Consider the following 1094-nt stretch of genomic DNA (forward strand, 5'->3'; position numbering starts at 1 on the left):
TCGTGTTGCTGCTGCGCCAGCAGGGCTGGCGGGTCGGCGCGATTGCCACCGCGCTGGGGGTCAGCCCCGGACGGATTGCTCAACGCCTGCACCGGGCTCGCTTCGCCCTGGAGGTGCCCCGCTCCACGCAGGCCCTGCTGGATGCTGTCCCCTGGCAACAGTGTCCCGCCGAAGCGCAGGCGGCCTGCGCGCGGCTGCTGGCCCGCTGGCAGCAGGGGCCACCGCCTGCCACCTCCTGGGGTCCTTCCCGCTCGCAGACCCGGCGTGCCGACGAGCCGGTCCTGCCAGATGGAGGGACGTGCCATGCCGCTTCGTGAGCATGATGCCCAGTTTCTCGCGCAGGGCACGAAGGAGGCCGCTCCCGGCAGGCTCGCCCCAGCGCAGTTTCTCGCCCAGCATCGCGAGCTGGCCCTCGTCCTGGCGGCGAGGCCTGCCGCAGGTGAACAGCAATGAACAGAAAGGAGACGCCGATGGAACCTCACGATCACCCCGCTCGCTCGAACCCCGCGCGCCGGCAGCGCGGGCGATCAACCTATCTTATTGATGTAGAGAACGCCGGGGAGCTGGCCCGCCTGATGCAGCAAGATCGGCTGCTCACCGAGGCGCTGGGCGGTCTGTTGCCCGAGGAGGGGATCAGCCTCCCCGAGACGGGCCGCGTCCTCGACCTGGCCTGTGGCCCGGGCGGCTGGCTGCTGGAACTGGCCTTCTGCTTCCCCCGGGCCACCTTGATCGGCGTCGACCTCAGCCCGGCGGTGGTGGAGTATGCCACCGCTCAGGCCCGCTCACGGGGCCTGGACAACGTCCGCTTCCAGGTCATGGATGTCATGGAGCCGCTGGCCTTCGAGGATGGCTCCTTCGACCTGATTAACGGGCGACTCCTGTGGGGCTTCATGCTGCCGGCGGCCTGGCCGCGGCTGCTCGCCGAGTGCCGCCGCCTGCTCCGGCCCGGGGGCATCCTGCGCCTGACCGAGATGGAGGAGCCGCTCTCCACCAGTCCGGCCTTTGAGCGGCTCATGGCCCTGGGCTGCCAGGCCCTCAAGCGGGCCGGCCAGAGCCTGTCTCCCGACGGGCGGCATCTGGGCATCACCCCGGTG

At 70.7% G+C, this 1094-nt stretch carries 3 protein-coding genes; all 3 read left to right on the top strand.

Annotated elements, in window-relative coordinates:
• Window positions 1-317, top strand: a 317-nt coding sequence (locus tag ACFMO7_RS19465) for a hypothetical protein (RefSeq protein WP_376797147.1), incomplete at its 5' end; no start/stop codon positions are given.
• On the top strand, window positions 304-453 hold the full coding sequence (locus ACFMO7_RS19470) for a hypothetical protein (protein WP_376797148.1): 150 nt from the start codon (window positions 304-306) through the stop codon (window positions 451-453). The genes ACFMO7_RS19465 and ACFMO7_RS19470, both read left to right, overlap by 14 nt.
• Before the next feature lie 17 nt (window positions 454-470).
• Window positions 471-1094 (top strand): class I SAM-dependent methyltransferase (locus tag ACFMO7_RS19475; protein WP_376797149.1); only part of this gene is annotated, 624 nt, incomplete at its 3' end.

This window comes from Thermogemmatispora sp., assembly GCF_042408735.1.
Classification (GTDB): domain Bacteria; phylum Chloroflexota; class Ktedonobacteria; order Ktedonobacterales; family Ktedonobacteraceae; genus Thermogemmatispora.